A 24,958-nucleotide genomic window follows, 5' to 3' on the forward strand; every position below is an offset into this window, starting at 1 on the left:
GAGTGGGCCTCAGAAGGAGGAGCGCTCCAGGTCGGCCAGCTTGCAGCTGCCGCCGCTCGCGCCGCCGTCGGCGACCGTGCCGGCGGGAGCCTTCACCTCGACGGTGGCGGACTCGCCCGGCGGCACCGAGGGGATGCTGTTGTCCTCGGCGGTGTGCAGCACGGTGCCGCTCGCGTCCGTGAACTCCAGGTCGAACTCGTACGAATAGGTGCTGCTGGAGCTGGTGTTGGTGGCGCGGACACGGGAGACCAGGCCGTTGTCGTAGGTGCAGGTCTCGATCTTCAGGTCCCGCGCGGCACCGCGCTGGGAGCTCGACGAGCCGCCCGTGCCCACGGTGGTGCTGCCGCCCGAGGTGGACGTGGAGCTGCTGTCGGATCCACCGCTGGAGCTGGAACCGCCGCTGGAGCTGGACGAGGAGGACGAGCCGCCCGAGCAGCCGCCCCCGCCCGAGCCGCGGGCCCCGGTGAGAGCGAAGACGACGATGCCGAACACGGCGACGGCTCGGACATGACGAGTTTTCACGTTGCTCAACCCCCGTTGAGTAGCGTTGATTTGAGGCCACACGCACGCAAACGGAACAACCGCGGCGGTGACAGGTGCACGACACCATACCGTTTTCGGCCGCGTCCCGTGTCCCGGTCCGCCAGGGACTCCGAGGGGAGAGGGATATGACGCGGCCTACGTGGTGCGCGCCGTCCCCGTCCCCTTCTCCGCGTCGAGTGCGTACACGCAGCGGTCCTTGCTGCACGCGTACACGACGCCGTCCTTGACGACCGGCGACCCGGTGATCTCCCCGCCCGTCGCGAGCTTCCACCGCAGCCGGCCGTCGTCCGCCTTCAGCGTGTAGAGCAGGTGGTCGGTGGAGCCGAAGTGGATGCGGCCCTCCGCCACCGACGGGGCGCCCACGATCTCGCCGCCCGCCTGGAAGCGCCACTTCGGCGTCCCCGTGACCGCGTCGAGGGTGTAGAGCCCCTTGCCGCTGCCGACGTGGACGTGTCCCGCGGCGACCAGCACCGGTTCCACTGAGGCACGGGACTCCGTCGCGATGCGCCAGCGGTCGCGGCCGTCGGTCGCGTCGAGGGCGTAGACCGTGCCGAGGTAGTCGGCGAGGTAGACACCGCCGCCCGTGACGGCGGGGCCCGGCGCGAACGTGGGGGCCGACAGGAACACCGCCGGGGCCTCGAAGTGCCAGCGGACGTGACCGCCGGCGATGTCGATGGCGAGGACGCGGCTCCCGGCGGCGATGTAGACATAGCCGTCGGAGGCCGGGGTCAGCCGTACCGGGACGCCGCCGCAGGAGGCCGCGTCGCCGATGGGGTACGACCAGCGCTCCTCACCCGTACGGGCCTCCAGCGCGCGCAGCCGGGCGTCCTTCCAGATGTACACCGTGCCGTCCTGGACGACCGGCCCGGCCTCCGGGGACTCGAAGTCGGTCTGCGCGCCGGTGAGCTCCCACAGCTTCTGCCCGTTGGACGCCTCCCAGCCCTGGACGCCGCCGCCCCGGGTGGCGGTGACCACCGTGCCCCGGTCGGCCTTCAGCGAGTACACCCAGGCCTCCGTGGACAGCCGCCACAGGTCGGCGCCCTCGCGGGCGTCGAGCGCGAAGAGGGTCGGGCCGTCCGAGGCGTGGATACGGCCGTCCGCGACCGCCATCGACCAGGCGACGTCCCGGGTCTTGAAGCGGCGCCGGCCGGTGGCCACGTCCAGGGCGTGCACCTCGAAGGAGGTGACGTAGACGAGGTCACCGGCGACGGACGGGGTGCCCCAGACGTCGTTCGACATGCGGAAACGCCAGGGGCGCCAGCCGGAGGCGGCCGGTTCCGGGGCGGGCGGGGCCACGGCGGGCGCGGGGTCGGCGCCGTTCACGCCGGCGCGCGGCCGGGACCAGGACGCGGCGAGACCGGCCTCCGGAGGGGGCGCCTTGACGGCGGCGGCGCGGGCGTCGGCGACGCGCGGACCGGGCCCGATGGGCACCTGACCGCCCGCGAGCCGTACCGGCCCGGTGTCGGGTGCGCCGAGCGCGACGGGCGCGGGGTCGTACGAGGGCGGGGGCGGGGGTACGGGCGCGGGGCGCGCACCGCCGCCGCTGCGGCCGCCGGAGGCCTGCTGGGGCTTGGCCGCGGGGCGTCCGCCCCGGCGGGTCTCGATCAGGCTGACCGCCTTCTCGGGCAGCCACGCCGACGCCGTACCGCTGTCGTCCGAGCCGGAGCCGAAGAGATGGGGCGCCAGCTGCGCCTGGAGGTCGGCGGGGTTGGGGCGCGCGGTCGGGTCCATCTGCATACAGGACTCGATGAGGGGGCGCAGGTCGTCCGGGAGCCCGGAGAGGTCCGGCCCCTCCCTCAGCAGCATGAAGACGGTCTCGACGGGGTTGGCCCCGTGGAACGGCGCGTGCCCGGTGGCGGCGAACACGAGCATCGAGCCGAGCGAGAAGACGTCGCTCGCGCCGGTCACGCTGCGCGAGTCCTTCGCCTGCTCGGGCGACATGTACGCCGGGGTACCGACGGCGACGTTCGTCATCGTCAGACGCGTGTTCGAGACACCGGAGGCGATACCGAAGTCGATCACGCGCGGCCCGTCCTCGACGACGAGCACGTTGGACGGCTTCAGGTCGCGGTGGACGAGTCCGGCGCCGTGGATGGACTGGAGGGCTTCGGCCACACCCGCGGCGAGCCAGCGGACGGCCTGGACCGGCATGGGCCCGCAGTCGTTCACTATCTCCTCGAGCGAGGGCGCGGGGACGTACGCGGTCGCCAGCCACGGCACGGCGGCGCGCGGGTCGGCGTCGACCACGGCGGCCGTGTAGAAACCGGACACCGCGCGGGCCGCCTCGACCTCACGCGTGAAACGGACCCGGAAGAGCTGGTCCTCCGCGAGCTCGGTCCGCACCGTCTTGATCGCCACGCGCCGACCCGACGCCGAGCGCGCCAGATAGACCAGCCCCATGCCGCCGGCCCCCAGCCGTCCCAGCACCTCGAACGGCCCGATCCGCCGCGGATCGTGCTGCGTCAGCTGATCCACCACTTGCCCTGCCACCTCCCCGTACGGACCGCGTCACCCACGTTGTGCGCGCGACCCCCGTGCAGCGTCTCACCACCGCACCGCCATGGCGGCACGCACCCCGATTCTTCCTGCTACCGGGGGCAGGTTGCTAACCCGGGTGCGGAACGGGGTGTCTCAGGACAAAACCACGTCGTCCGCCCCTCGGGAAGTGGGAGCCCGGATGGTGGGACAGTGCGGCGAGCCGCGTACCACCGGCGCACAACCCCGTACGTCTGCCCGCCCGGCGCCCCCCGCGCGCCCCGCGCGGGCACCGGACCGCAGGCCGGCCGGTCCCCTGAGCCGCAGCGGTCTTCCCGCTGGTCAGCCCTCGTCCTCCGGGCCGTCCGCCGCGCGTTCTCCCGCAGGTCGCCCCTCGTCCTCGCGCCGGTCCTCCCCCTGTTGCCGCAGGTCGTCCGGACGCTGTTCGGCCTGATCCGGCGCCTGCGGGGCCTCCCGCCAGCCGTTTTCGTCCCTCCGCTGGAGCAACGCGAACGACGCCCCTTGATTGTCCGTGACGACCGCCACATTTCCGTACGAGGTGTCGAACGGCGGCACCTGCACGCGGCCGCCGAGCCGGCTGACGGTCCGGAGCGCGGCCTCGCAGTCCTCCGTCCCGAAGTGGACCAGGAAGTGCGGCGGCATCTCCGCCGGGAAGACGTCCGTGAGCGTGGCGCGGCCGAAGTCGGGGGTGGCGTCCGGGCCGAAGAGGGCGTCGTGGAAGAGGTGCGCGTAGAAGGAGTTGGCCGCCTTGGTGTCCCGGGTGTAGAGCTCGGCCCACGTGAAGGTGCCGGGTTCGTGGCGCCGGCCGAAGCCGGGGTGCGCGGCGGCCTGCCAGAGGCCGAAGACCGCGCTCTCCGGGTCGGTGGCGAGCGCGGCCGTGCCGAGGCCGCCGACGGGGGTGGGCGGGGTGATCACCTGACCGCCGGCCGCGACGATCCGGGCGGTGAGGGCGACCGCGTCCGGGGTCGCGAAGTGCACGGTCCACACGGTGGGGAGGCGGCCGTCGGGTTTGGGGGCGAGGGCGGCGACGGGGGCGCCCTCGATGTGCGCCCACACCTCGTGCGCGCCGTCTCCGGGGGCCACCGCGAAGGTCCACCCGAAGAGTTCGCCGTAGAACCGCTTGCCCGCTTCCACGTCGGGCAGCTGGGCGTCCACCCAGCACGGCACGCCCTCGGGATACGGGGCGTTTCCCGTCCCGGCGGCGCCACCCGTCACATCGGCCATGCCGCCAAGCTAAGGGCGCACGCCCCCACCCGCGCGCCGGGCGCGTCCGACCGCGCGACGTTCTGAGACCGGCGGGCGGGGTGGGGGTGTCTGCGCGTCGCCGGGTGCGGGTGGTCCGTGGTTGCTCGCGCAGTTCCCCGCGCCCCTCGAAAGGCAGGGGCCGCGCCCCGTGCTTTTCGATGAAGGACCGAAGGCACCTTCAGGGGCGCGGGGAACTGCACGAGAAGCCCCACCCACCCGCACCCGAAGAACGCACCGCCCAACACACCGAGCGCGGGGGCGAAAGAAAATGGCCAAGGCGCCCCCCGCTCACCACCCGAACCCCTTGGTGAAGCCCACACTCCCCATTTGCAGTCGGCCGAATCGCGCTCCGATCACCCCTCGGTAAGCTGACGGCATGACAGGACAAGTGCGTACCGTCGACGGCCGCGTGGCCGGCCGACGAGGGCAGGCGACCCGGCAGAAGCTGCTCGACTGCCTCAGCGAGATGCTCAGCTCGTCGCCCTACCGGGACGTCAAAGTCATTGATGTCGCCCGGAAGGCGGGCACTTCACCCGCGACCTTCTACCAGTACTTCCCGGACGTCGAGGGCGCCGTCCTGGAGATCGCCGAGCAAATGGCCACCGAGGGCGCCACGTTGACGCGCCTCCTCGAAGGCCGCTCCTGGGTCGGCAAGGCCGGCTGGCAGACCGCCCAGGAACTCGTCGACGGTTTCCTGGAGTTCTGGCGCAAGAACGACGCCATCCTCCGCGTCGTCGACCTGGGCGCCGCCGAGGGCGACAAACGGTTCTACAAGATCCGTATGAAGATCCTGAACTCGGTCACCAACTCCCTCTCGGAGACGGTCGCCGAGCTCCAGGCCAAGGGCCGCGTCGACAAGGACGTGAACCCGGGGGCCCTCGCCGGTTCCCTGGTCGCCATGCTCGCCTCGGTCTCCGGCCACCAGAAGGGCTTCCAGTCCTGGGGCGTGAAGCAGGCCGAACTGAAGCCCAACCTGGCCCTCTTGGTCCACCTGGGCATCACCGGCAAGAAGCCCACGAAGTAGCCAGGAGCCCCCGGGCACGCCCCCGGACGCGATTCCTGTCACGCAGACGGCACCCTCACCCGAGGAGTGCCGCCTGCCGCGTCCGGGGCCCGGGGCCCGCGACTCCCCCGGCGAGCGCCTCAGCGCCGCACGATCCGGAACACCCGGATCTCCCGGTCCACCCGGGCCTGGTACGTCGAGTACGGCGGCCAGAACCGCAGCAACTCCTTCCAAACGGCGGCCCGTTCCTCACCCGCCAGCAGGTGCGCGGTGACGGGGATGTCCTGCCCCTTCCAGTTGATCTCGGCCTCGGGATGGGCCAGCAGGTTGGCGCTCCAGGCGGGATGACCGGGCCGGCCGAAGTTCGATCCCACGAGCACCCAACTCCCGCCTCCCTCCTCGGGCATACAGGCCAGCGGCGTACGACGCGGCACCCCGCTGCGCGCGCCGGTCGCGGTCAGGACGACCCCGGGCAGCAACTGAGCGCTGAGCAGCACACGCCCCCGGGTGACCCGGTGCACCGCCCGGTCCAGGGCGGGTATGACGTGCGGCGCGACCCGGGCGAACGCGGGTGCCGAGGACACCTTCTGCACCAGCCGTACGCCCATGTCCTTGATCCCGTCGGTCATCCCCGCCGCACTCCTCGAAGCCATCAGCCCCGCACCTCCTCGCGTACGTCCCGTCCGTCGAACTCCCCGCTCCGGCCCGTGAACACCCCCGCCGCGTCGGCCGCCCGCCCCCGCAGCCGGTGCACCGGCCCGAAGAGCAGCTCGTCCCCCGCCGCCCGCTTGAAGTACAGCTGCGCCTCGTGTTCCCACGTGAACCCGATCCCCCCGTGCAGCTGGATCCCCTCCCCGGAGGCCACCCGCAGGGCCTCCAGGGCATGGGCGAGCGCCAGCCCGCCGACCCGTTCACCGCCTCCACGAGGGCCCACCCCGGGGGACTCGGTCCCGGCCGCCCAGGCGGCGTAGTACGCCGCCGAACGGGCCGCCCGCACCGCCACGTACACATCCGCGAGCCGGTGCTTCACCGCCTGGAACGACCCGATCGGCCGCCCGAACTGCTCCCGCTGCCGCACATACGCGACCGTCCGCTCCAACGCCCGGTCGGCGGCGCCCACGGCCTCCGCGGCGAGCACGGCGGCCGCGGCGTCCCCGACGCGTGCCAGGGCTCCCGGCACATCCGCCGCGTCATCGGCGCCCAGCAACTCTGCCCGCACGTCCCGCAGTTCGATCCTGGCCACCGGTCGCGTCTCGTCGACGGAGGTCTGCCGCACCCGCATGACCCCGGCGCCGACACCAGCACCGCCACCGTCCCCCCTCCCCACCCGCACCAGGAACAGCAGCGTCCGCGAGCGGGCATACCCCCCGGTGTGCGCGGCGACGACCAGCAGCCCCGCGCTGTGCCCGTCGAGGACCTGCCCGGCCTCCCCGTAGAGCCGCCACCCGTCCCCGACGCGTCGCGCCTGGACGCCGCCGGCCCGCCCGCCGCCCGACCACGCGCCCCTGTTGTCGCAGGTCAGGGCCAGTGCGGTGGCGAGGGCGCCGCCCGGTACCGCGAGGGCGGCGGTGAGCCGGCCGGAGGCGAGCGGGGGAAGCAGCTCGGCGCGCTGCCGCTCGGTGCCGAGGGCGAGGATCAGGGGCGCGACGAGGACCGAGCCGGACAGCAGGGGCGAGGGCGCGAGGGCCCGTCCCAACTCCTCAGCAGCGAGGGCGAGTTCGGTCATCGAGCACCCGACGCCGCCGTACGCCTCGGGGAGTGCGAGCCCCGGCAGCCCGAGCTGGTCGGACAGGGCGGCCCACAGCCCGGCGTCGTACCCCTCCTCCGTCCGCACGGCGGCCCGGACCTCCTCCGGACCACAGCGCTTGAGCAGCAACTCCCGTACGGTGCGCCGGATCTCCTCCTGCTCGGCGGTGAAGCGGGCGTCCATGGGCGGTCCCCCTTCGGTTCCCAGCCAAACCCTGCTCTGGATCTGACGGACCGTCATATTAGGGGGGATGGCGAGCGAAGCACAGGGTTGCCGCGCAGGGTTGCGCCCGGCTGATCTGATGTACCGTCAGATTCATGACCACTCGACGGACCACCGGACGGAACGTCGCGATCGTCGGCGTCGCCCTGTCCGACTGCGGACGGGTGGACGACGCGACCCCGTACGCGCTCCACGCGCAGGCGGCCCGCCGGGCCCTCGCCGACGCGGGGCTGGAACGCACGGCCGTCGACGGACTGGCCTCGGCCGGCCTGGGGACGCTCGCGCCGGTGGAGGTGGCGGAGTATCTGGGCCTGCGGCCCACCTGGGTCGATTCCACCTCCGTCGGGGGCTCGACCTGGGAGGTCATGGCGGCGCACGCGGCGGACGCGATCGCCGCCGGGCACGCGGACGTCGTCCTCCTCGTCTACGGCTCCACGGCCCGCGCGGACATCAAGGCGGGCCGCCGGACCGGCAACCTCTCCTTCGGCGCGCGCGGCCCGCTCCAGTACGAGGTCCCCTACGGGCACACCCTGATCGCCAAGTACGCCATGGCTGCGCGCCGCCACATGCACGAGTACGGCACGACCCTGGAGCAGCTGGCCTCGGTGGCCGTGCAGGCCCGGACGAACGCGGCGGCGAACCCCGAGGCGATGTTCCGCGCCCCGATCACCGTCGACGACGTGCTGTCGTCCGCGCCGATCGCCGACCCCTTCACCAAGCTGCACTGCTGTATCCGTTCCGACGGCGGCGCGGCGGTCGTGCTGGCGGCCGAGGAGTACGTACGGGACTGCCGGCCGACGACACCCGTCTGGGTCCTCGGCACCGGCGAGCACACCTCCCACACGACCATGTCCGAGTGGCCCGACTTCACCGTCTCCCCGGCGGCGGTCAGCGGGCGCCTGGCCTTCGCACGCGCCGGAGTGCGCCCCGCCGAGATCGACTTCGCCGAGATCTATGACGCCTTCACGTACATGACCCTCGTGACCCTGGAGGACCTCGGGTTCTGCGCCAAGGGTGAGGGCGGCGCCTTCGTGGAGAAGGACCGCCTGACCCTGACCGGCGACCTCCCCGTCAACACCGACGGCGGCGGCCTCTCCGCCCAGCACCCGGGCATGCGCGGCCTCTTCCTCCTGGTCGAGGCCGTACGCCAACTGCGCGGCGAGGCCGACACCCGGCAGATCCGCACCCGCGCCGGCGACCTGCCCCGGCTGGCGGTCGCCTCGGGCACGGGTGGCTGGTTCTGCTCGTCCGGGACGGTGATCCTGGGGCGGGGGTGACGGGCCCGGAATAGGCCGCGGGTCCGGCGCGCTGATGCGACTCGGCAGGCGAAGGCGCCCCGACGCACCACGGGGCGTCCCCAGGCACCCCGAGGCATCCCGGAGGAAGCGACATGGCGCTGTCCCGCAAGGAACGCGAGGAGTTTCTGGCCGAGGCTCATGTGGCCGCGTTGGCGGTGGACGCGGGAGAGGGGCGGGCCCCGCTGACGGTGCCGATCTGGTACCAGTACGCACCCGGGGGCGACATCTGGGTCATGACCGGCCGGGACTCCCGCAAGAACCAGCTGATCCAGGCCGCCGGACGCTTCAGCCTGATGATCGACCGACTGGAACCCACCATCCGCTACGTCTCCGTAGAGGGCCCCGTCACCGACACGACCCCCGCCACCCTCGACGAGCTCCGGGAGATCACCGCGCGCTACCTCCCGCCCGAGAAGGTCGACGGCTACGTGGAGTTCTCCTCCGCCAACCACGGCGCGCAGGTCGTCATCCGTATGCGTCCCGAGCGGTGGGTCTCGTCCGACCTGGGCACGGTGTGAGACCGTCCCACCCATGATCGAGCCCCCTTCCCGGCCCCAGGCCCAGGCCGAGCCCCAGGCCCAGCCCCAGTCGCAGGACCAGTCCCGGCCCCAAGCCGAGGCCGAGGCCGCGTTCGCGCCCTGCCCGTCGTCCGAGTTCGTCCAGACGCTGCGCGAGCTGCGCGTCTGGGATCCGCAGGTCAGCGCGCTGCCCCTGTTCGACCCGGCCACGGCGCCCGCCGAGCCGGTGCCGCTCTTCGCGAGCTGGTTCGGGGAGGTCGTGGCGGCCGGGGAGGTGGAGCCGCACACGATGTCGCTGGCCACGGCTGACGCGGAGGCGCGGCCGGACGTCCGTACGGTGATGCTGCACGACGTGGACGCGCGCGGCTGGCACTTCGCCTCCCACTCCGGAAGCCGCAAGGGCCGCCAGCTCGCCCACCGGCCGTACGCGTCGCTCGGCTTCTACTGGCCCCGCCTCGGCCGCGCGGTACGGGTGCGGGGCCGTGTCACGGTCGAGCCCGCCGAGGTCGCCCACGCCGACCTGCACGCCCGCTCCACAGGTGCGCTGGCCGCCGCCCTCGTGGGTCACCAGAGCGAAGTCCTGTCCTCGTACGAGGAGTTGGAGCGTGCGTCGGAGGCGGCCTGGGCACGGGCCGAGCAGGAACCGGAGGTGCCCGTGCCGTCCTGGACGGCGTACGTCGTGGAGCCGGACGAGGTGGAGTTCTTCCAGGGCGACGCACGGCGCCGGCACGTACGGCTCAACTACCGCCGTGAAGGGGAGGGTTGGGCCACGGAGCTGCTGTGGCCCTGATGGCTGCCGACCATAAGGAGCGTGGGCGCCGCTCAGACCTTCTCCCACACGGACACGTGCTTGGTGCTGTCGTTCGTGAAGGGCTCCCCCTTCCACCCCGCCCACCGGTCCCGCAGCCGCATCCCGGCCAGCCGGGCCATCAGGTCCAGCTCGGCCGGCCAGACGTAACGGAACGGGATCGACCGGTACTCCGCCCGTCCGTCGACGACCGTCACATGGTGCGACCGCATCCCCTGCGTCGCCACGTCGTACGTGTCGAACCCCAGCCGCGTCGGACCGACCCGGAACGGCACCGCGTTCTGCCCCGGCGGCAGCCGCCGCAGGTCCGGCACCAGGACCTCGATCACGAAACAGCCGCCGGGCACGAGATGCGCGGCGGCGTTGCGGAAGCAGTCCACCTGGGCGTCCTGCGTGGTCAGGTTGTTGATCGTGTTGAAGACGAGGTACGCGACGGGGAAGCCGGGGCCCTCGACCCGGGCGGTCGCGAAGTCTCCGATGGTGACCCCGATGTCCTCGCCGCCCGGCTTGGCCCGCATCCGCTCCACCATGGCCCGCGACAGGTCGATGCCGTGCACGCGCACCCCCCGCCGGGCGAGCGGCAGCGCGATCCGTCCGGTGCCGACCCCGAACTCCAGTGCCCGCGCGCCCCCTTCGGCTCCCGGCCCGCCCGCGAGACCGGCGATCAGGTCCACCACGGGGTCCACGGCCTCCGAGCCGAACACCTCGTCGGAGGGGTCGTCCGAGGGCCCGTCGTAGTGCGCGGCGACGTCTTCCCCGAAGTACCCGTCGGGATCGTCGACTTCTTCGTACTGCTCGCTCATCGAATCCCCTCCGGGGCCGGGTCGGTGGCCAGTCGTGCGTGCAGGTGGGCGTCCCGGAACACGTCCTGGCGCCCCTCGGCGAACGCCGCCCCGCGCAGGAGCCCCTCGTACCGGAATCCGCACAGCTCGGCGATACGGCAGGACGCGGCGTGGCCGACGGCATGGTCGAGTTCGAGCCGGTGGATGCCGAGTTCGGTGAAGGTCCAGTGGGCGGCGAGGTCGAGGGCGCGGGTGGCGACCCGGCGGCCACGGGCCTCGGGCAGCACCCAGTAGCCGACGACGGCCCTGCGCAGATACGTGTCGATCCCGCTCAGCCCGACCTGCCCGAGGGTCGCGCCGCTCTCCGCGTCGGTGACGCGGAAAGCCACGGTCGTGCCCGCCGCGTCGGACTCGGCCCGCTGCCGCAGCGACTCCCGGGCGCCCTCGAAGGTCGCGTCCCACACCAGGGGCGTGTTCCACCGCTGGAAGTCGGGATCGGTACGGCCGCGCAGCCACGCCTCGACGTCGGCGTCGGACTCGGCGTCCCAGGAACACAGCCGCAGCCCGTGCCCCTGCGGCTCGGCGGAGGACGGTTCGGACGGGCCGGAGGACAGGCCGGAGGACAGCCCGGAGGACGGTTCGGACGGGTCGGGGAACGGGCCAGAGGATCGTTCATCAGTACGGCTCACGCCCCCCATTGAAACGCGCGGCCCCTCACGCCCGCACGCGAAATACGGGCACCACGAACCCCCCGCCCTCCCGGAAGGCGACCTGGAGCCCCATCCCCGCGCGCAGCTCCCCGCCCCCCTCCGCCCACTCCACGACCTCGGTCATCATCCGGGGCCCCTCGTCGAGGTCGACGACGGCGGGGACGTACGGCGTCCGCGCCCCGAAGGGCGGCAGGTCGTTGCGGTGGACGACGGACCAGGTGTAGAGCACGGCGCGTCCGGAGGCCTCCTCCCACCGCACGTCCTCGCTCCAGCAGTACGGGCAGAACTCGCGCGGATAGTGGTGGGCGCGCCCACAGCCCGCCGCTCCACATCGCCGCAGCAGCAGCCGTCCCTCGGCGGCGGCGTCCCAGTACGTACGACTGAGACCGTCGACCTCCGGCAGATCGAACCGGGCCCCCACTAGAACAACCCGAACGCGCTGTCCAGGGACCACGTCTGCCACGACATCCCGAACAGCGCCACCACCGAGATGAGCGCCATCATCGAGTTCTGCCCCTGCTCGGCCCAGTCGTGGATCATCAGCACGAGGTAGAGGAGGTTGAGCACCAGGCCGCCGACGAGCGCGATCGGCGTGAGGAACCCGAGCACCAGCCCGAGCCCCAGGGCGAGTTCGGCGTAGACGACGACGTAGGCCATGGCCCTCGGCCGGGGCCTGACCACCACGTCGAACCCACCGCGCACCGCCCCCCACCGATGCTTCTCCGCCACCCCCGCCGCCCAGGCGATGCCGGTCCCCTCCTGGAACCAGGCCCTCTTGTCCTTGTGCCGCCAACTCTCCAGCCACCACAGCCCGAGCCCGATACGGAGCACGGCCACCCATTCGGCATCACTGAGCCAGATCGTCTCCATGGACAACGCCCTTCCGCACCCACGCGGGTTTCTGACGGTACGTCAGTTCAGCGGAAGGGCGATGGATACGCAAGACGCGCGGACCGGCGGACAGGCCCCGGTCGGTTCACGCTGCCGCTGCTCCCGGCGCCCGCGGAGGTGCCGCCCCGCTCACCGCGGCAGACCACGGCCTGGCGACCCGATACGCCGCCATCTCTCCTCCACATACCAGGCGACCTACGCCACAGACCCCACCCACCCCTCCTACACCCGTGATCAATCCGCAACCAATTCCGGTCTTGACCGAGACCCAACAAGTGAAGGCGTGAATACGCTCAGGCACATGGCCGACTCCAGTGCACCCGCGGGACCCGCGACCCCCGCCTCCTCCGACCGCCCCGTCTATGTGATCGGCGGCGGACCCGGCGGGCTGGCCGTCGCGCACGCGTTGCGGGTCCAGGGGGTGCGGGCGGTCGTGCTGGAGAAGTCGGACGCGGTCGGCGCGTCCTGGCGGCGGCACTACGACCGGCTGCACCTGCACACCACCCGACGGCTGTCCGGCCTGCCCGGCCTGCCCATGCCGCGCCGCTTCGGCCGGTGGGTGTCGCGCGACAACGTGGTGCGGTACCTGGAGAAGTACGCCGAGGTGCACCAGCTGGAGATCGTGACGGGCGTCGAGGTCTCCCGCGTCGAACGCAGCGCGGACGGCACCGGCTGGCTGCTGCACGCCACCGGCGGCCGCGAGTTGACCGGCAGCGCGGTGGTCGTCGCCACCGGCTACAACCACACGCCCAGGATCCCCGACTGGCCCGGCCGGGACTCCTACGAGGGCGAGCTGGTGCACGCCGCCGAGTACCGCAACCCCAAGCCCTACGCCGGCCGGGACGTCCTCGTCGTCGGCATCGGCAACACCGGCGCCGAGATCGCCGTCGACCTCGTCGAGGGCGGAGCGGCGCGCGTACGGCTCGCGGTGCGGACGGCCCCGCACATCGTGCGCCGGTCGACCGCCGGGTGGGCCGCCCAGTACACCGCCGTCCTCGTACGGCGGCTCCCGGTCGCCCTCGTGGACCGGCTCGCCAGACCGGTGGCGAAGCTCAGCGTCCCGGACCTGTCGGCCCACGGCCTGTCCCGGCCCGACACCGGCCTCTACTCCCGCGTCAACGAAGGTTCCATCCCCGTCCAGGACGTCGGGATCATCGACGCCGTACGCAAGGGGAAGGTCGAGATCGTCGGCCCGGTCGAGGGGTTCGAGAACGGCAAGATCGTCCTCGGCGACGGCACGCGCGTCGAGGCCGACGCCGTGATCGCCGCCACCGGCTACCGGCGCGCCCTGGAAGGACTCGTCGGACACCTCGACGTGCTCGACGGACGCGGCAAGCCCGTCGTGCACGGCGCCCGCACCCCCGGGAACGCCCCCGGCCTGTACTTCACCGGCTTCACCAACCCCATCAGCGGTATGTTCCGCGAACTCGCCCGCGACGCCGAGAAGATCGCCAAGGCCGTCGCGAAGACCGGCGGTGTCGCCACCCGCGACGCGATCACCGTCCAGATCCGCACCACCCGCTGACCGACCGAGGACCACCACCGCACCGACCGCCACCGAGCCCCCTGGCACCGCCGGCCACCTCGGGCACCGCCGGCCACCTCGGGCTTCGACGGTTCTTCGCGCCGCGCGACCCTCCCCGCAACGACCGGATCGTCCCTCACGGACGACTCCGGTCACAGGTCTGACCGCCGCCCCGCATGGGTACAACCTCCTTACTGCCGCGTAACTTTGCTCGCACACCCATTCCTGACACAGCGTCAGTTCAGTAGTCTGAAATCTGACGTGTCGTCAGATTCGTGAACGCGTCACGTCGCTCGTCACGTCACTGAATTGGCTGTCACACAGGAGCGGGCGGACCGATGCTTGGATCAACCCACGGCACCCTCACCACCGACTCCCGCCGGGCCCGGGCCATCGCGTGCGGCGAGCACCCCGCACAGGCCGTGCACGGCAGGCCCGCAGGCGCCGGCGACCTGGACGTCAGCGGGCGCCCGCTGTACGCCGCGGTCCCCGATCTGGACCGTTTCTTCCGCCCGGAGTCCGTGGCGGTCGTCGGCGCCTCGGACACGGAGGGCCGGCCGAACACCGGTATCACCCGGCAGTTGCTCGCCTGGTCCGAACGGGTCGGCGCCCGGCTCCACCCCGTGCACCCCACCCGCGCATCGGTCTTCGGCATCCCCTGCGCCCCTTCCGTCGCCGCCCTGCCCGAACAGGTCGATCTCGCCGCACTGCTCCTCTCCGACCCCCTTCCCGTGATCGGTGAACTGGCCGAGGCCAAGGTGAAGTTCGCCGTCGCCTTCGCCTCCGGTTTCGCCGAGACCGGTGCCGAGGGTGCCGCCGCCCAGGAGCGGCTGGCCGCCGCCGTGGCCCGGGCCGGCGGTCTGCGGCTGCTCGGCCCCAACACCAACCTCAACGCCTTCGAGCGGTTCAGGGAGGACCTCGACGGGCCCGCCATCGCGCTGATCACCCAGTCCGGCCACCAGGGCCGCCCCCTGTTCTCCCTCCAGGAACTCGGTATCCGCCTCTCCCACTGGGCCCCCACCGGCAACGAGGCCGACCTGGAGACCGCCGACTTCATCTCCTACTTCGCCGAACGCCCCGAGGTCGGCGCCATCGCCGCCTACGTCGAGGGACTCAAGGACGGCCGCGCCTTCCTCCTCGCCGCCGACCGGGCCGCCCGGCGCGGTGTCCCCGTCGTCGCCGTGAAGGTCGGCCGCACCGAGACCGGCGCCCGCACGGCCGCCTCCCACACCGGCAAACTCACCGGCGCGGACGCGGTGGTCGACGCGGCGATGCGGCAGTACGGAGTGATCCGCGTCGACGGACTCGACGAACTCCAGGACACGGCCACCCTGTTGGCCAGGGCCAGGCGACACCGCGTCCCGGGCTCGTCGACCTCGACGCCGTCGACCTCGACGCCCTCGCCCTCGCCCTCGCCCTCGGGATCAGCCATGCCCAGCCCGGCCGCGTCGAGCCCTGCCGAGCCCAGCCCAGCCATGCCGAGCCCTGCCGTGCCGCGGCCCGAAGGCGTCGTCGTCTATTCGATCTCGGGCGGCACGGGCGCGCACTTCGCCGACCTTGCCACCGAGGCGGGGCTGCCCCTGCCCACGCTCTCCGAGGCCAAGCAGGCCGAGCTGCACCAGTGGATCCCCGACTATCTGAGCGTGGCCAACCCCGTCGACAACGGCGGTCACCCCGTGGGCGACTGGCGCGGCCCCCGCATCCTCGACGCGATCCTCGACGACCCTGCCGTGGGGGTGCTGATCTGCCCCATCACGGGCCCCTTCCCTCCCATGAGTGACAAGCTCGCCCAGGACCTGGTGGCCGCGGCGGAGCGGACGGACAAGCTGGTGTGCGTGGTGTGGGGGTCGCCGGTGGGCACCGAGGCCGCGTACCGCGAGACGCTGCTCGGGTCGTCCCGGGTGGCGACCTTCCGCACCTTCGCCAACTGCATCACGGCCGTCCGCGCCCACCTCGACCACTCCCGCTTCAGCGCCGCCTACCGCTCCCCCTTCGACGAGGCACCCCGCTCCCCCTCGCCCTCCTTCCGCAAGGCGCAGGCACTGATGCGGCCGGGGCAGCAGCTGAGCGAGCACGCGGCCAAGCAGTTGCTGCGCGCGTACGGCATCCGGGTGCCGCGCGAGCAGTTGGTGACCAGCGCGGCGGCGGCCGTACGCGCGGCGAGCCTCGTCGGCTACCCGGTGGTGATGAAGGCGTCCGGCGCGAGCATCGCCCACAAGACGGAGCTCGGCCTGGTGAAGATCGGTCTGACCTCCGCGAGCCAGATCCGCGACGCCTATCGCGAACTCACCGACATCGCCCGCTACGAGGACGTCTCTCTCGACGGGGTGCTGGTGTGCCAGATGGTCGAGCGGGGGGTGGAGATGGTCGTGGGCATGACCCACGACGACCTCTTCGGCCCCACGGTCACGGTGGGCCTCGGCGGTGTCCTCGTGGAGGTGCTCCGCGACTCGGCCGTACGCGTGCCGCCCTTCGGTGAGGACCAGGCCCACGCCATGCTCGCCGAACTGCGCGGGCGGGCCCTGCTGGGCGGGGTGCGCGGGGCTCCCCCGGCCGATGTGGACGCCCTCGTGGAGGTCGTGCTCCGCGTGCAGCGCATGGCGCTCGAACTCGGGGACCAGATAGCGGAGCTGGACATCAACCCGCTGATGGTGCTGCCGAGGGGGCAGGGGGCGGTGGCCCTGGACGCGCTGGCGGTCTGCCGCTGAGCGCCGACGCGCACGGAAGGCAGCCCCCACAGCCAGGAGAACCATCACTCCCCGTAAGAATCGGAGCACCCACATGTCCGCTTCCCCCTCTGAACATCCCGAAAAATCCCGCGCTTCCCGTGACTCATTGATACTGCACGCCACTGACAACGCCGTCTCGTGGATCACCCTCAACCGCCCCGAGGCGATGAACGCCATCGCCCCCGACCAGCGAGAACGCCTCATCCACCTCCTTTCCGAGGCCTCCGCCGACCCCACCGTGCGCGCGGTGGTGATCACGGCCACGGGACGCGGCTTCTGCGCGGGCGCGGACCTCCGGGGCACGGGGGGAGGCGGCGGGGCGACGCGGGTGGCGGGTGACGTGGCGCGCGTGATCCGCCTCGGCGCCCAGCGGCTCGTCGCGGCCGTCCTCGACTGCGAGAAGCCGGTGATCGCGGCGGTGAACGGCACCGCCGCCGGCCTCGGCGCGCACCTCGCCCTCGCCTGCGACCTCGTCCTGGCGGCCGAAGAGGCCCGCTTCATCGAGGTGTTCGTACGGCGCGGCCTCGTGCCCGACGGGGGCGGGGCGTACCTCCTGCCCCGTCTCGTCGGCCCCCAGCGGGCGAAGGAGCTGATGTTCTTCGGTGACGCCCTGTCCGCCGCCGACGCGTATCGCCTCGGACTCGTCAACCGTGTCGTCCCCGCCCAGGACCTGGAGAAGACGGCCCGCGAGTGGGCCGAACGCCTCGCCGCCGGCCCGACCCGCGCCATCGCCCTGACCAAACACCTGGTCAACGCCTCCCTCGACACCGACCGCGCCACCGCCTTCGCCGCCGAGGCGGCCGCGCAGGAGATCAACATGACGACAGCGGACGCCCAAGAGGGCGTGACGAGCTTCGTCGAGCGGCGGAATCCTCGCTACGAGGGCCGCTGACGACCGAGAAAAGGCTTCGTACACGTCGTACGCCCCTTCACTTCTGACGGACCGTCAGCTCTAATGACCCACGTGATGGGACACGCGGGAATGGCGGCCGCCGCCGTCCGCTATCTGAGGGCGGCCCCGGCGGACAGGGGCCGTGGGGCGACGCACACGCCCCCCGTCGTCGACGCCCTGCCCCGCCCCGACCTGCGCTGCGTCGGCGAGCACGAACGGGCACCGGTCGACCAGGCCGAGTTCCGCCGCGTACTGGGCAACTTCGCGACGGGGGTCACGGTGATCACGGCCCCGGGAGCCGCGGGAGCCGCGGGGACCCTGCCGGGATCGGGCACCCCGACCCCGGCGGTCCCGCCCCCCGCCGGCTTCGCCTGCCAGTCCTTCTCCGCGCTCTCCCTCGACCCGCCCCTCGTCGTCTTCATGGTCGGCCGTACGTCGACGACCTGGCCCCGGATCGCCCGCGCGGGTGTGTTCTGCGTGAACGTACTCGGCGCGGATCAGGGCGAGTTGTGCCGACGCTTCGCGGTGAGCGGCGCGGACAAGTTCGCCGGGGTCGCCCACACCCCGGCCCCCGCCACGGGCTCCCCCCGCCTCACCGGCGCCGCCGCGTGGATCGACTGCACGATCCACGCCGTACACCCCGGAGGCGACCACCTGATCGTGGTGGGCCGCGTGGAGGCCCTGGGCGCCGACACCGAACCATTGCCGCCGCTGCTGTTCCACCGGGGCCGCTTCGGCGAACTCAGAACCTGAGAGCAAAGCCGGACGCCACTCTTTCGGGTGCACGCCACACGAACCACGACGTCAGCGACTACCCTGGCCATAACGTCGCTGTTATGACGTGGGGTGAAGTGGAGCTGGAGCCGGAGGTGGAGCAGTGGTTCCTGGGACTGTCCGCCGGACATCGAGGTACGGTCGCGTTCTACGTGGATCTCCTCGCTGCCCAGGGCCCGCTGCTCAGCGAGCCCTACTCGCGCCAGTTGAATGGCAAGCTGCGAGAACTGCGGTTCCATCTGGACACCGACGCCGTCCGGATCACGTACTGGATCGCCTCAGGGCGGCGGATCATCCTGCTGACGGCTTTCCGCAAGCGACGGATGCGCGAGACTGCCGAGGTCGCCCGCGCCCGGAGAGCCCTGGTGCGCTGCGTCGAGGAACGCCACACAGTGGACGAGGTGTGATGCATGAGTGAGCGCGGAAGCTGGAACGAACTGCGGGACGAAGCCCTCGCCTCACCGACTGCGCGCGAGGCGTACGACGCGGCTCGCATCCGATACGAGCTGGGCCGGACGGTTCGGGAGCGGCGTGAGGCGCTGGGCATGACGCAGTCCCAGCTGGCACAGGAAGCGGGGATGCTGCAGCCGGCCGTGGCGCGGTTCGAGGCGGGCGGGACCATGCCCACGCTCCCCCTCCTCGAACGGTTCGCCGTCGCTCTCGGCATGCGCCTCCACGTCGCCTTCGAGCCGCTCGATCGCGCAGGCTGAGGCGCCTCCCGGGGCCCCTCCGCCCCCCTCTACGCCCCCGGCGACTCAGGCCATCGCCGCCCCCGGCTTCGCCGTCGGCGCCCGTCGTATCACCAGCGCCATCAACGCCGCCGCCGCGCACAGCGCGCCCGAGGCGTACCAGACGACGTCGTAGCGGCCGAAGGTGTCCCGGGCCAGGCCGGCGAGGAAGGCGACGAGGGCGGCGCCGACCTGGTGAGAGGCCAGGACCCAGCCGAAGACGATGGCGCTGTTCTCGCCGTAGTGCTCGCGGCACAGCGCCATGGTCGGCGGGACGGTCGCGACCCAGTCGAGGCCGTAGAAGACGATGAAGAAGATCATCGGGAGGTGGACGGCGGGTGCGAGGAGCATCGGGAGGAAGAGGAGCGAGACGCCCCGGAACGCGTAGTACACCGCCAGCAGTCGCCGTGAGTCGAAGCGGTCCGTGAGCCAGCCCGAGGCGATCGTGCCGAGGACGTCGAAGACCCCGATGACCGCCAGCAGCGAGGCCGCCGCCCTGATCGGCATGTCGTGGTCGTGGGCGGCGGGCACGAAGTGGGTCTGGATCAGGCCGTTGGTCGAGGCGCCGCAGATCGCGAACGTACCGGCCAGCAGCCAGAACGGCCCCGTCCGCATCGCCGAGAACAGCACCCTCACCGCCCGCCGCGCCGCCCCCTGCACCGGCCCCGGCTTCGGCACGAACTCCCGCGCCCCGTACGGCTTCAGCCCCACGTCCGCCGGGTGGTCGCGCAGCAGCAGCCAGACGAAGGGCACGACGGCCAGCGCGGCGAGCGCCACGGTGACGGAGGCGGGCCGCCAGCCGCGCTCGGAGACGATCCACGACAGCAGCGGCAGGAAGATCAGCTGGCCCGACGCCGAGGCCGCGGTCAGGATGCCCGAGACCAGACCGCGCCGTTCGGTGAACCAGCGGTCGGTGACGGTCGCCGCGAACGCCAGCGCCATCGAACCGGAACCCAGCCCCACCAGCAGGCCCCAGCACAGCATCAGCTGCCAGGCCGACGTCATCCACACCGTCGAACCGGCCCCGACCGCGATCACCGTCAGCGCCACGGCGACGACCCGGCGGATGCCGAAGCGGTCCATCAGCGCGGCGGCGAAGGGGGCGGTCAGCCCGTACAGCGCGAGGTTGATCGAGACCGCCGACGCGATCGTGCCGCGCGACCAGTCGAACTCCGCGTGCAGAGGATCGATCAACAGCCCCGGCAGCGAACGGAAGGCCGCCGCCCCGATGATCGTCACGAAGGTGACGGCAGCGACGAACCAGGCACGGTGGATACGGCCCCGCCCCCGTGCGCCACCACCGCCACCGCCACCGCCGTCACGGCCGATAGGGGCAGCGTCGGCCGCAGCGGTGGAGCGGGAGTCGGCCGCGTCGTCGGCTGTCTGGGTCATGCCGTCAAGCTTCCGACCTGCGGTCATTCCGGACGAGTGGCCGAAAGGACAGCATTCGTTAGGATCGGGCCATGCCTCCCGCCCCACCGACCGAGCCCACCCCCGGGCCGAACCACGTCGACGGTGCCGAGCGCCCCGCCACCCCACACCGTCCCACCACCCCCCACCGCGTCGTCGTGCTCGCCCTCGACGGCCTGCTCCCCTTCGAACTCGGCATCCCGCAGCGCATCTTCGGCAAGGCGCGGGACGCGGCGGGGCGACCGCTGTACGACATCGTCACCTGCTCGATCCGTCCGCCCGGCCCCGTGCAGACGGACGCCGACTTCGAGATCCTCGTCCCGAACGGCCCGGAGGTCCTCGCCACCGCCGACACGGTCGTCGTGCCCGCCTCGTACGAGCTCGGCCCGGTCTACGAGGACGGCGTCCTCACCCCCGAACTGGCCGCCGCCCTCGCCCACGTCCGCCCCGGCACCCGGCTGGTCTCCATCTGCACCGGCGGCTACGTCCTGGCCGCGGCCGGCTTCCTCGACGGCCGCCCGGCGACCACGCACTGGTACCACGCCGAGCACTTCCAGCGGCTCTTCCCGAAGGTCCTGGTCGACGCGAACGTCCTCTTCGTCGACGACGGCGACGTCCTCACGTCGGCGGGCGTCGCGGCCGGCATCGACCTGTGCCTGCACCTCGTACGACGCGACCACGGCACCGGCGTCGCCAACGACGTGGCCCGGCGCACGATCGTGCCGCCGCACCGGGACGGCGGGCAGGCCCAGTACATCCAGCGGCCGCTGCCCGAGCCGCAGACCGCGACGACGAGCACCGCCCGCGCGTGGGCGCTGGGGCGGCTCCATCAACCGATCCAGCTCCGGGACATGGCCGCGCGGGAGTCCATGTCCGTTCGCACGTTCACCCGCCGCTTCCGTGAGGAGGTCGGCGTCAGCCCGGGTCAGTGGCTCACGCAGCAACGCGTCGAACGCGCCCGCCACCTCCTGGAATCCACCGACCTCACCATCGACCAGGTCGCCCACGACGCGGGCTTCGGCACGGCCCAGTCCATGCGGCAGCACCTTCAGGGGGCGCTGGGGGTGACCCCGACGGCGTACCGACGCACGTTCCGCTCCACCGGAGCCGCCGCAGTCAGCGCAGCCGCCGGAGCCACCGCAGCCGCTGGAGCCGCTGAAGCCACCAGACCGCCCCGAGCCACCGGAGCCACCGGACCCGCTCAGAACGTGAGCACCGCCCGTGCCACGCGCCCCTCCCCCGCGTCCTCCGCCGCCTTCGCGAAGTCCTCCACGGGATAGGTGGCCGTGACCAGCTCGTCCAGGAGCAGTCGGCCCTCCCGGTACAGGGCGGCGTAGAGCGCGATGTCCCGCTGCGGCCGGGAGGAGCCGTAGCGGCAGCCCAGGATCGACTTGTCCAGGTAGAGGGAGGAGACGAGGAAGGATGCCTCGGCGGTCGCGGCCGGCACTCCGAGCAGCACCGCCTGCCCGTGCCGGTCCAGCAGGTCGACGGCCTGGCGGATGAGCTCGACGCGACCGACGCACTCGAACACGTGGTCGGCGCCGGTGGGGAGGATGTCCCGCACCCCCTCCACCGACGTCAGGAAGTGCGTGGCCCCGAACCGCCGCGCCACCGCCTCCTTCTCGGGGTTGGCGTCCACGGCGACGATCCGGGTCGCCCCCGCGAGCCGCGCGCCCTGCACCACGTTGAGCCCGATGCCCCCGACCCCGATGACCACGACGCCGTCCCCCCGGTCGACGCGGGCCCGGTTGAGCACCGCGCCCACCCCGGTCAGCACGCCGCACCCGATGAGCGCGGCGGAGGTCAGTGGGATGTCCTCCGGTATCCGTACGGCCTGTACGGCCTTGACCACGGTCTCCTCCGCGAAGGCGGAGTTCGAGGCGAACTGGAACACCTCCCGCCCGCCCCGCGAGAACGGTCGCGTCGGCCGCCCGATCGCCCGGCGGCACATGGTCGGCCGCCCCCGGTCGCAGTCGGCGCAGGCCCCGCAGTTGGCGAGGGTGGACAGGGCGACATGGTCCCCGGGCCGGACGTGCCGGACCCCCGCCCCGACCTCCGCGACGACCCCAGCCCCCTCGTGCCCGAGCACCACGGGAACGGGGAACGGAATGGTCCCGTCCACCACCGACAGATCGCTGTGGCAGAGCCCGGCGGCCGCGATCGCCACCCGTACCTCACCGGGCCCCGGCTCCCGCACGGCCAGATCGTCGACGACCTCGGCCCGCTTCCCGTCGAACACCACTCCGCGCATGGCCTCCACCTCTCGGCGTCTCAGCCTCTCGGCTCCCTCGGCAGACCGAGCACCCGCTCGGCGATGATCGTGCGCTGCACCTCGTCGGAACCGCCGTAGATGGTGTCGGCCCGGCTGAACAGGAACAGGTGCTGGAACGGGTCCAGTTCGTACGGCTCCGCCGCCGACCACTCCCGCGGTCCGACGGCCGCCCGCGCGCCCCGCACCTCCATCGCCAGCTCCCCGAGCCGGCGATGCCACTGCCCCCACAGCAACTTGGCCACACTGGGCGCGCCCGGCTCCGCGCCACCCTCCGCCCCGCCGAGTGTCCGCAGGGCATTCCACCGCATCGTCCTCAACTCGGCCCACTGCCGTACGAGTCGGTCGCGTACGACGGCGTCGTCCACCGCCCCGCTGTCGACGGCGGCCCGGACGACGTCCTTCAACTCCTCCTCGAATCCGATCTGTTGGGCGAGGGTCGAGACCCCGCGTTCGAAGCCGAGGAGCCCCATGGCCACCCGCCAGCCGTTCCCGTCGCCCCCGACGACGTGTTCCGCGCGGGCGTGCGCCCCGTCGAAGAAGACCTCGTTGAACTCGCTGGTCCCGGTCAGTTGCCGGATGGGCCGTACGTCGATCCGCCCTGGCTGGTCCATCGGCACGAGCAGCAACGACAGCCCGTGGTGACGCTCGGAGCCCGGCTCGGTGCGGGCCAGCACGAAGCACCAGTCGGCCTCGTGGGCGAGCGAGGTCCAGATCTTCTGTCCCGTGATCCGGTACGAGCCGTCGTCCGCCCGCTCCGCCCTGGTCCGCACGCCGGCGAGGTCGGACCCTGCGCCGGGCTCGCTGTACCCCTGGCACCAGAGTTCGTCGCCGCGTGCGATCGGCGGCAGGAACCGCCGCTTCTGCTCCTCGCTCCCGAACGCGATCAGCGTCGGCGCGAGCAGCTTCTCCCCGATGTGGCCGGACCTGGGGGGTACGTCGGCCCGGGCGTACTCCTCGGCCCACACCACCTGTTGGACGAGGGTGGCCGTCCGGTTTCCGTACCCGCCCTCACCCCAGCCGAGCCCGATCCACCCGGCGCCACCGAGCGTCCGCTCCCACGCACGCCGGTCCTCTCCCACCCCGGCGTGCGCCCCCAACCACGCCCGCGCCTCCGCCCGGAAGGCCTCGTCCTCATCACCGAACCCGAAGTCCATACCGCCTCCAGACAAAAGCCGCGCGGACGGGAGAGGGGGTGCCTGTCTCGTCGGCGACTGCGGGTGATTCGTGGTTGCTCGCGCAGTTCCCCGCGCCCCTGAAAAGCCGGGGCTGCGCCCCGCCCTTTTCAGGCCCGCAGGGGCCTGGGCTTTTAGGGGCGCGGGGAACTGCGCGAGAAGCCCCACGCACCCGCACCCGCCAACGAACCCGGCACCCCCACCCCCTCACGCGTTGGGCCGCCGCCCCGCCGCCGCAGCCGCAGCCATCCCCTCCACCCGCTCCAACATCGGCATCGGATCCACCCCCACCGCCCCCGGCAGCACCTCCGCGATCCTCTCCGGCGTCCACCCCCCGTCGGCGTACGCGGCCCGAAGCTCCCGCGGCTGCGCCCACACCGCGATCTTCGGCCCGGCGACCGTGTACACCTGCCCGGTGATCCCCGCCTCCCGCGCCCGCTCGGACAGCAGGTACACCACGAACGCCGCCACCTCCTCCGGCTCACCGATCTCGGTCAGCTCCATCGGCACCCCCGCCGACATCCGCGTACGCGCCACCGGCGCCACCGCGTTCGCGGTCACCCCGTACCGGTGCAGGCCGAGCGCCGCGCTCCGCACCAGCGAGATGATCCCGCCCTTGGCCGCGCTGTAGTTGGCCTGCGACACGGACCCCTGGTGGTTGCCGCTGGTGAACCCGATCAGCGTCCCGGCCCGCTGCTTGCGCATGACGGCGGACGCGGCCCGGAACACCGTGAACGTGCCCTTGAGGTGGGTGGCGATCACCGGATCCCACTCCTCCTCGGCCATGTTGAACAGCATCCGCTCGCGCAGGATCCCGGCGACGCACACGACCCCGTCGATCCGTCCGTACGTCTCGACCGCCGTGTCCACGACGCGCTGCCCGCCGGCCATCGTGGAGATGTCGTCGGCGACGGCGACCGCCTCGCCCCCGGCGGCCTCGATCTCCTTGACGACGGCCTCGGCGACGGAGCTGGTGGGTGCGGAGCCGTCGACGGAGACGCCGTAGTCGTTGACGACGACGCGGGCGCCCTCGGCGGCGGCGCCGAGGGCGACCGCCCGGCCGATCCCCCGCCCCGCCCCGGTGACGGCGACGACCTTGCCTGCCAAGAAGTTTCCCACCCCGGCCCCTTCCCCTCATCGCGGTATCTGACGGACCGTTAGATTCGCTCGCACGGCGATTCTACGACCCGTCA

General features: G+C 72.6%; 23 protein-coding genes and 2 pseudogenes. 12 read left to right on the forward strand and 13 right to left on the reverse strand.

Annotation, left to right across the window (positions count from 1 at the left end; genetic code table 11):
• Positions 1-9 precede the first annotated feature (9 nt).
• The 3 genes from L3078_RS19870 to kbpA all read right to left on the reverse strand — a co-directional run bounded on the left by L3078_RS19870 (position 10) and on the right by kbpA (position 4,263).
• Positions 10-522 (reverse strand): hypothetical protein, encoded by a 513-nt coding sequence (locus L3078_RS19870; protein ID WP_239755250.1) that lies wholly within the window; start codon positions 520-522, stop codon positions 10-12.
• A gap of 156 nt (positions 523-678) precedes the next feature.
• Positions 679-3,021: an outer membrane protein assembly factor BamB family protein gene (locus L3078_RS19875; RefSeq protein WP_239755251.1), complete on the reverse strand. Its 2,343-nt coding sequence runs from the start codon at positions 3,019-3,021 to the stop codon at positions 679-681.
• 339 nt (positions 3,022-3,360) lie between these two features.
• A complete protein-coding gene (kbpA, locus tag L3078_RS19880) occupies positions 3,361-4,263 on the reverse strand; it encodes an AfsK-binding protein KbpA (protein ID WP_239755252.1) in 903 nt (300 codons plus the stop codon).
• 397 nt (positions 4,264-4,660) lie between these two features.
• Between kbpA and L3078_RS19885 the strand changes: the two genes are divergently transcribed.
• Positions 4,661-5,308, forward strand: a complete 648-nt coding sequence (locus tag L3078_RS19885; RefSeq protein ID WP_045556112.1) for a TetR family transcriptional regulator — start codon at positions 4,661-4,663, stop codon at positions 5,306-5,308.
• A gap of 119 nt (positions 5,309-5,427) precedes the next feature.
• Here the strand turns inward: L3078_RS19885 and L3078_RS19890 are convergent, their stop codons facing one another.
• Together L3078_RS19890 and L3078_RS19895 are read right to left on the reverse strand one after the other, a co-directional pair.
• A complete protein-coding gene (locus L3078_RS19890) occupies positions 5,428-5,916 on the reverse strand; it encodes a nitroreductase/quinone reductase family protein (RefSeq protein WP_239755253.1) in 489 nt (162 codons plus the stop codon).
• Between the two features lie 23 nt (positions 5,917-5,939).
• Entirely contained in the window at positions 5,940-7,217 is a 1,278-nt protein-coding gene (locus L3078_RS19895; protein WP_239755254.1) for an acyl-CoA dehydrogenase family protein, read from the reverse strand.
• Positions 7,218-7,351: 134 nt separating this feature from the next.
• On the opposite strand from L3078_RS19895, the gene L3078_RS19900 reads away from it, so the two are divergent.
• The 3 genes from L3078_RS19900 (at position 7,352) to L3078_RS19910 (ending at position 9,862) form a co-directional block, all read left to right on the forward strand.
• On the forward strand, positions 7,352-8,533 hold the full coding sequence (locus L3078_RS19900) for a thiolase C-terminal domain-containing protein (protein WP_239755255.1): 1,182 nt from the start codon (positions 7,352-7,354) through the stop codon (positions 8,531-8,533).
• A 113-nt stretch (positions 8,534-8,646) separates the two neighbouring features.
• Complete coding sequence (locus tag L3078_RS19905; RefSeq protein ID WP_239755256.1) at positions 8,647-9,072, forward strand: pyridoxamine 5'-phosphate oxidase family protein; 426 nt, start codon at positions 8,647-8,649, stop codon at positions 9,070-9,072.
• A gap of 13 nt (positions 9,073-9,085) precedes the next feature.
• Positions 9,086-9,862, forward strand: a complete 777-nt coding sequence (locus L3078_RS19910) for a pyridoxine/pyridoxamine 5'-phosphate oxidase (protein WP_239755257.1) — start codon at positions 9,086-9,088, stop codon at positions 9,860-9,862.
• A gap of 32 nt (positions 9,863-9,894) precedes the next feature.
• On the opposite strand, the gene L3078_RS19915 is transcribed toward L3078_RS19910, so the two are convergent.
• The 4 genes from L3078_RS19915 to L3078_RS19930 are packed head-to-tail and all read right to left on the reverse strand — an operon-like array spanning position 9,895 to position 12,242.
• Positions 9,895-10,683 carry a class I SAM-dependent DNA methyltransferase gene (locus L3078_RS19915; protein ID WP_239755258.1) on the reverse strand — a complete coding sequence of 263 codons (789 nt, stop codon included), beginning with the start codon at positions 10,681-10,683 and terminating at the stop codon, positions 9,895-9,897.
• Positions 10,680-11,351, reverse strand: coding sequence for a GNAT family N-acetyltransferase (locus L3078_RS19920; RefSeq protein WP_239755260.1), 672 nt, complete (start codon positions 11,349-11,351; stop codon positions 10,680-10,682). The genes L3078_RS19915 and L3078_RS19920 overlap by 4 nt, the downstream gene beginning before the upstream one ends.
• A gap of 25 nt (positions 11,352-11,376) precedes the next feature.
• The gene (locus L3078_RS19925; RefSeq protein WP_239755261.1) at positions 11,377-11,793 is read right to left on the reverse strand and encodes a Zn-ribbon domain-containing OB-fold protein; all 417 of its coding nucleotides are present in this window, start codon (positions 11,791-11,793) and stop codon (positions 11,377-11,379) included.
• The gene (locus L3078_RS19930) at positions 11,793-12,242 is read right to left on the reverse strand and encodes a DoxX family protein (protein ID WP_239755262.1); all 450 of its coding nucleotides are present in this window, start codon (positions 12,240-12,242) and stop codon (positions 11,793-11,795) included. The genes L3078_RS19925 and L3078_RS19930 overlap by 1 nt, the downstream gene beginning before the upstream one ends.
• Before the next feature lie 322 nt (positions 12,243-12,564).
• On the opposite strand from L3078_RS19930, the gene L3078_RS19935 reads away from it, so the two are divergent.
• The 7 genes and pseudogenes from L3078_RS19935 (at position 12,565) to L3078_RS19960 (ending at position 18,893) form a co-directional block, all read left to right on the forward strand.
• Complete coding sequence (locus L3078_RS19935; RefSeq protein ID WP_239755263.1) at positions 12,565-13,788, forward strand: flavin-containing monooxygenase; 1,224 nt, start codon at positions 12,565-12,567, stop codon at positions 13,786-13,788.
• A gap of 338 nt (positions 13,789-14,126) precedes the next feature.
• Positions 14,127-15,137 (forward strand): annotated as a pseudogene (locus tag L3078_RS44750) (CoA-binding protein); the annotation flags it as partial.
• A gap of 141 nt (positions 15,138-15,278) precedes the next feature.
• A pseudogene (locus L3078_RS44755) lies at positions 15,279-16,496 on the forward strand (acetate--CoA ligase family protein); the annotation flags it as partial.
• A gap of 73 nt (positions 16,497-16,569) precedes the next feature.
• Positions 16,570-17,409: an enoyl-CoA hydratase/isomerase family protein gene (locus L3078_RS19945; RefSeq protein ID WP_239755265.1), complete on the forward strand. Its 840-nt coding sequence runs from the start codon at positions 16,570-16,572 to the stop codon at positions 17,407-17,409.
• 75 nt (positions 17,410-17,484) lie between these two features.
• Positions 17,485-18,162, forward strand: coding sequence for a flavin reductase family protein (locus tag L3078_RS19950; RefSeq protein WP_239755266.1), 678 nt, complete (start codon positions 17,485-17,487; stop codon positions 18,160-18,162).
• Between the two features lie 83 nt (positions 18,163-18,245).
• Positions 18,246-18,590 (forward strand): type II toxin-antitoxin system RelE/ParE family toxin, encoded by a 345-nt coding sequence (locus L3078_RS19955; protein WP_239755267.1) that lies wholly within the window; start codon positions 18,246-18,248, stop codon positions 18,588-18,590.
• A 3-nt stretch (positions 18,591-18,593) separates the two neighbouring features.
• The gene (locus tag L3078_RS19960) at positions 18,594-18,893 is read left to right on the forward strand and encodes a helix-turn-helix transcriptional regulator (RefSeq protein ID WP_239755268.1); all 300 of its coding nucleotides are present in this window, start codon (positions 18,594-18,596) and stop codon (positions 18,891-18,893) included.
• Positions 18,894-18,938: 45 nt separating this feature from the next.
• Here L3078_RS19960 and L3078_RS19965 read toward each other — a convergent pair whose 3' ends face one another.
• Positions 18,939-20,303 carry an MFS transporter gene (locus L3078_RS19965; RefSeq protein ID WP_239755270.1) on the reverse strand — a complete coding sequence of 455 codons (1,365 nt, stop codon included), beginning with the start codon at positions 20,301-20,303 and terminating at the stop codon, positions 18,939-18,941.
• Between the two features lie 71 nt (positions 20,304-20,374).
• On the opposite strand from L3078_RS19965, the gene L3078_RS19970 reads away from it, so the two are divergent.
• Positions 20,375-21,601, forward strand: coding sequence for a GlxA family transcriptional regulator (locus L3078_RS19970; RefSeq protein ID WP_239755271.1), 1,227 nt, complete (start codon positions 20,375-20,377; stop codon positions 21,599-21,601).
• Here L3078_RS19970 and L3078_RS19975 read toward each other — a convergent pair.
• The 3 genes from L3078_RS19975 to L3078_RS19985 form a co-directional block, all read right to left on the reverse strand.
• Positions 21,523-22,572, reverse strand: a complete 1,050-nt coding sequence (locus L3078_RS19975; RefSeq protein ID WP_239755272.1) for a Zn-dependent alcohol dehydrogenase — start codon at positions 22,570-22,572, stop codon at positions 21,523-21,525. The genes L3078_RS19970 and L3078_RS19975 overlap by 79 nt on opposite strands.
• Before the next feature lie 20 nt (positions 22,573-22,592).
• Complete coding sequence (locus tag L3078_RS19980; protein ID WP_239755273.1) at positions 22,593-23,747, reverse strand: acyl-CoA dehydrogenase family protein; 1,155 nt, start codon at positions 23,745-23,747, stop codon at positions 22,593-22,595.
• Positions 23,748-23,972: 225 nt separating this feature from the next.
• Entirely contained in the window at positions 23,973-24,884 is a 912-nt protein-coding gene (locus L3078_RS19985; protein ID WP_239755274.1) for an SDR family NAD(P)-dependent oxidoreductase, read from the reverse strand.
• Between the last annotated feature and the right edge of the window lie 74 nt (positions 24,885-24,958).

It is taken from the genome of Streptomyces deccanensis (genome assembly GCF_022385335.1).
GTDB classification, from domain to species: domain Bacteria; phylum Actinomycetota; class Actinomycetes; order Streptomycetales; family Streptomycetaceae; genus Streptomyces; species Streptomyces deccanensis.